Source organism: Staphylococcus cohnii subsp. cohnii (assembly GCF_002902365.1).
Classification (GTDB): Bacteria; Bacillota; Bacilli; order Staphylococcales; family Staphylococcaceae; genus Staphylococcus; species Staphylococcus cohnii.
Window position 1 is genome coordinate 16,643 of the sequence record NZ_PPQC01000020.1, and the last position, 4,183, is coordinate 20,825.

Annotated in this window: 5 protein-coding genes; 1 reads left to right on the forward strand and 4 read right to left on the reverse strand. The window is 31.4% G+C overall.

Annotated features, from left to right (window positions below):
* On the forward strand, positions 1-1,631 hold a 1,631-nt coding region (locus CD032_RS03680; RefSeq protein WP_258026216.1), incomplete at its 5' end, for an IucA/IucC family protein.
* A gap of 71 nt (positions 1,632-1,702) precedes the next feature.
* Here the strand turns inward: CD032_RS03680 and CD032_RS03685 are convergent.
* The 4 genes from CD032_RS03685 to CD032_RS13285 form a co-directional block, all read right to left on the reverse strand.
* Positions 1,703-2,209 (reverse strand): Asp23/Gls24 family envelope stress response protein, encoded by a 507-nt coding sequence (locus tag CD032_RS03685; RefSeq protein ID WP_019468676.1) that lies wholly within the window; start codon positions 2,207-2,209, stop codon positions 1,703-1,705.
* A 59-nt stretch (positions 2,210-2,268) separates the two neighbouring features.
* Positions 2,269-2,508 (reverse strand): DUF2273 domain-containing protein, encoded by a 240-nt coding sequence (locus CD032_RS03690; protein ID WP_019468675.1) that lies wholly within the window; start codon positions 2,506-2,508, stop codon positions 2,269-2,271.
* 12 nt (positions 2,509-2,520) lie between these two features.
* Positions 2,521-3,057, reverse strand: coding sequence for an alkaline shock response membrane anchor protein AmaP (gene amaP / locus CD032_RS03695; protein ID WP_019468674.1), 537 nt, complete (start codon positions 3,055-3,057; stop codon positions 2,521-2,523).
* A 116-nt stretch (positions 3,058-3,173) separates the two neighbouring features.
* Positions 3,174-4,183, reverse strand: a 1,010-nt coding sequence (locus CD032_RS13285) for a BCCT family transporter (protein WP_258026218.1), incomplete at its 5' end; no start/stop codon positions are given.

Below are 4,183 nucleotides of genomic sequence, written 5' to 3' on the forward strand. Positions count from 1 at the left end.
CATTTGATCGCTTAGATGTTCAAGGGCCATTTTATATTGCACACAATGGCAGTTACAATAGAGTACAACATCCAAATGAAATATTAAACATCATTTTAACAATATCACCAGAACTTGATAATGAAGCTAGCACACAATTTTATGAAGATTTGAACAACAGTGTCACAAATATGGCAATTGCATTAAGCTATCAAGCATACACATTAAAAAATAATAAAAACAGTTTATATGATTTAATTATAAAATCAGAGGATAGTTATTTGAGTTCTGAACAGTTTGTTATTGAAGGTCACCCAATTCATCCAGGCGCTAAATTACGTAAAGGAATGACACCAGAAACTGTAATTAATTTTTCAGCGGAGTTTGGTAACGCCATATCCTTACAATTTGTTTTAATACATAAATCAATAGCAAAAGCTCAAACTTATATTGAAGAAGAAAATGATTTACTTTTTAGATTGTTTGAAGGGTTAGAAGCAGCTGTTATGGATCATGTTGGTCGTGATCAGGCTAATCAATATTACGTAATGGTCGTGCATCCATGGCAATACGACCATATATTATTACAGGAGTACAAAGAAGAATTAAATACTAAGAAAGTGATGCCAATTGATTATCAACAATCATATTACGCAGGACTATCTTTTAGAACTTTAATGCCTAAATATCCTGAAAAATCACCTCATATTAAATTATCAACTAACGTTCATATTACTGGTGAGATTAGAACATTATCTGAACAAACTACAATAAACGGGCCACAGGTGACACGTATCCTTAATGATATTAAACAAAACGATTCACTATTTAAGCATATAAACGCTGATACAATTGATGAGCTTGCCGGTATTCACTTTTATAACTCATTGGATGAGACAACTATCAGAACAAAAAGAAGTGAACAACTAGGTACATTATTTAGAACCAATATTTATCAATTGATTAAAAATGATACTACACCCATCATCCCTTCAGCGTTAGTCGCTTCAACGATATATAATGATGAACCATTAATTGTCTCGTTAATTAACAAATATAAAGAAAAAAACAAGCTTCCGACCTTTGAAATAGCTGCTTTATCTTGGATACAACAATACATCCAAGCCTTAATAGATATTACAATTCCACTATATGTGAAATATGGTATCGCCCTTGAAGCGCATTTACAAAATTCAATCGCTACATTTACCGAAGATGGACTTTTAGATACACTTTATATACGTGATTTTGAAGGGCTACGTATAGATCAAATGCATTTAAATAAGATGGGCTATAGTACTGCACAATTTCATGAAAAATCTTTAATTTTATCTGATCAACCTCAAACAGTATTCAATAAAGTTTTTTACTCAAGTATTCAAAATCACCTCGGTGAATTAATTGTCAGTATAACAAAATCAAGTGAGCATTCTAATTTTGAAACACAGCTTTGGCAATTGATTCGTGATATTTTAATTGCTAAGTTAAATGTTATTGCACATGATATGGAAGATCAACAGCGCGTAGAAAATATTAAATCAATTCTATTAGCACCAAAAATAGATTATAAATGTGTTACAACCATGCGCCTCACAGATGAAGCGGATTATTATACTTATATCAAGGTTAGCAATCCATTATATCAGGGATAAAAATACGCAATATAAACGTACAAAAAACTACCGGTAAAGTAATTACTTTACCGGTAGTTTTGTATTAAGCATTATTGTAAGCCTTTATTTTCATTGCTTGAATCTTGGTTTTTTTCATTTTTTTGTGACCATTCTTTTCTAGTCATCACGTCTTCAACACGCATATTCACTTCTACAACTTCAAGACCAGTGATATATTTAACTTGTTCTTTTACTAAGTCTGTCACTTTACGGAAGATTTTAGGTGCAGATTCACCATATTCTAAAATAACTTTTAAATCAACTGCAGCTTGTTTTTCGCCTACTTCAACGCTAACACCTTGTGTTACGTTGTTACTGCTACCAAATGAACTAGAAATGTTATCAACGAAGCCGCCTTTCATTTCTAAAATACCATTTACTTCGCGTGCAGCAATACCAGCAATTTTTTCAATAACTTCGTCTGAGAAAGTTAACTTATTATTGAATTCTGGTTCTTGTTGTTGCTGTTGTTGTTGCTGTTGTTGTTCTTGCTCTTTTTCATTTACTCCAGTTTGATTATCATATGCTTGTTTTGCTTTATTATTATCTACTGCCATAATTAATTCTCCTTTTTTATATAAGATTTTAAAATGATTAATTTACTATTTTAAATTAATTAACTCCATCGATTTAAGAAATTCAAAAAATCTTGCTTACGGTCTTTAGTATACCCAATACCAATACCAATTAAACATAAAACAATAATTAAAATTGTACTCCAGAAACCTAACGTTAAAAATAAAATAGCAATAATTAGAAATGCTAAAAATCCAATTATTCTCCATTTAAATGTTTTGAAAAAATCAACAACTTCTTGTGTAGAATCTTGTCTTTGTTGGTTATTATTGTTAGCCATGATAACCCTCCCTTACAACACACGTTTGCCTGAGGCTTTTTGATCTCTAACGTTAACCTCTAATTTTGAAACTGGTAATTCTGTGAAATGCTCAACATTTTGTTTAATGTCATTTCTTATTTCTTCTGTCAATGAACCAACTTGAACATCACCTGGAACAAAGAAATCCGCTTTTAAAGCAATATGTGATTTCTTTTTCTTGTTATATAGTTTCGCTATAACATTTGGTTGACGAATTTGATCATATTTTACAAGTGTATCGTATGCAGATTTTTCAACTGCTTTTCTTGATACATAAATATGTCCATCTTCATAGTCTTTATAAAGTCCAGGTTTTCTATACGTAGGTTTAAACAAGCTAAATACAAGTATTAGACCTATTAAAATCAGTAGGGCTGCTAAGCCAATAAGCGTCGGTTCAAACCAATTAAATTGTTTGAAGTAGTCTTGGTACTCACTAATTCTAGAATCTTTGATATACATAAACAGTAAAAAACCAACGATGACTACGATTAATAGACCTAGTATAAAATTTTTAATTCGCTTCACCTCGTATGACACCTCCTATAGTCAAATTATATGTACATGTCATACATCTTTATACCCCGTTAAATAAAAGTAAAAACATTTTAAATTGAAATTATAATGTATTTGGTAAAATAATTTTAATTGCTGTCGTGATGCGTTTGTGATTGGATACTTTTTTCATGCTCTTGATTCGCTTTTCGATATTGTAAATATTTTTCATCTGAAACAAGTAATTTATTGCTAGGTCTCGGTTTTTCAATTGATAATGATTTGAATAATGACCAAATCATAAAGATAATAACGATTGAAAAAGGTAATGCTGCTATGATTAATAAGTTTTGTATTGACTGTGTTCCACCTGTATAAATCATAATCATAGCAAATAGCGCTAAAATAACACCCCAACTTACTTTTACTACGCCAGATGGATTAATACTACCTTTAGAACTCAACATACCTAGCACATAAGTTGCAGAGTCTGCTGAAGTAACAAAGAAAATCATAATTACAATAAGTGTAATAATACTGAGTAAAAATCCTAATGGAAAATGCTCAAGTGTTGCAAATGTTGCAGTTTCAGTTGCCTCTTTAGCAATGTTGGCAATATCATTTTGCTGTAAATAAATCGCTGACGCCCCGAACACTGCAAAGAATAAAAAACAAACAAGTGCAGGTACAAAAAGGACACCTAAAATAAATTCTTTAATTGTTCTACCTCGAGAAACTCGAGCAATGAATATGCCAACAAAAGGTGCCCAAGAGACCCACCAAGCCCAGTAGAAAATCGTCCACTGTTGCAACCATTGGAATTTCTCTCCACCTGATTGTGGAATACGCAAACTCATGTTAAAGAAATTAGCAATATAATCTCCCAATGAATTAGTAAACGTATTTAAAATGTTTAACGTAGGCCCGACACAAAATAATGCGATCAATACTACAAAAGCTAAAAACATATTAATATTACTTAAGTTTTTAATACCTTTATCAATACCTGACCAAGCAGACCACGTAAATAACACTGTAGCAATAACAATAATCACAACTTGTGTACCAAAATTAGAAGGTATTTTAAATAAAAAATTTAACCCTTCATTAATTTGTAATGCACCAAATCCAAGTGTCGCAGCAACACCAGTCACTGTGG

What these genes read in the sequence shown, in the direction of transcription:
- CD032_RS03685 (WP_019468676.1), bottom strand. Translation starts at nt 2,209, where the DNA reads ATGGCAGTAGATAATAATAAAGCAAAACAAGCATATGATAATCAAACT.
- CD032_RS03690 (WP_019468675.1), bottom strand. Translation starts at nt 2,508, where the DNA reads ATGGCTAACAATAATAACCAACAAAGACAAGATTCTACACAAGAAGTT.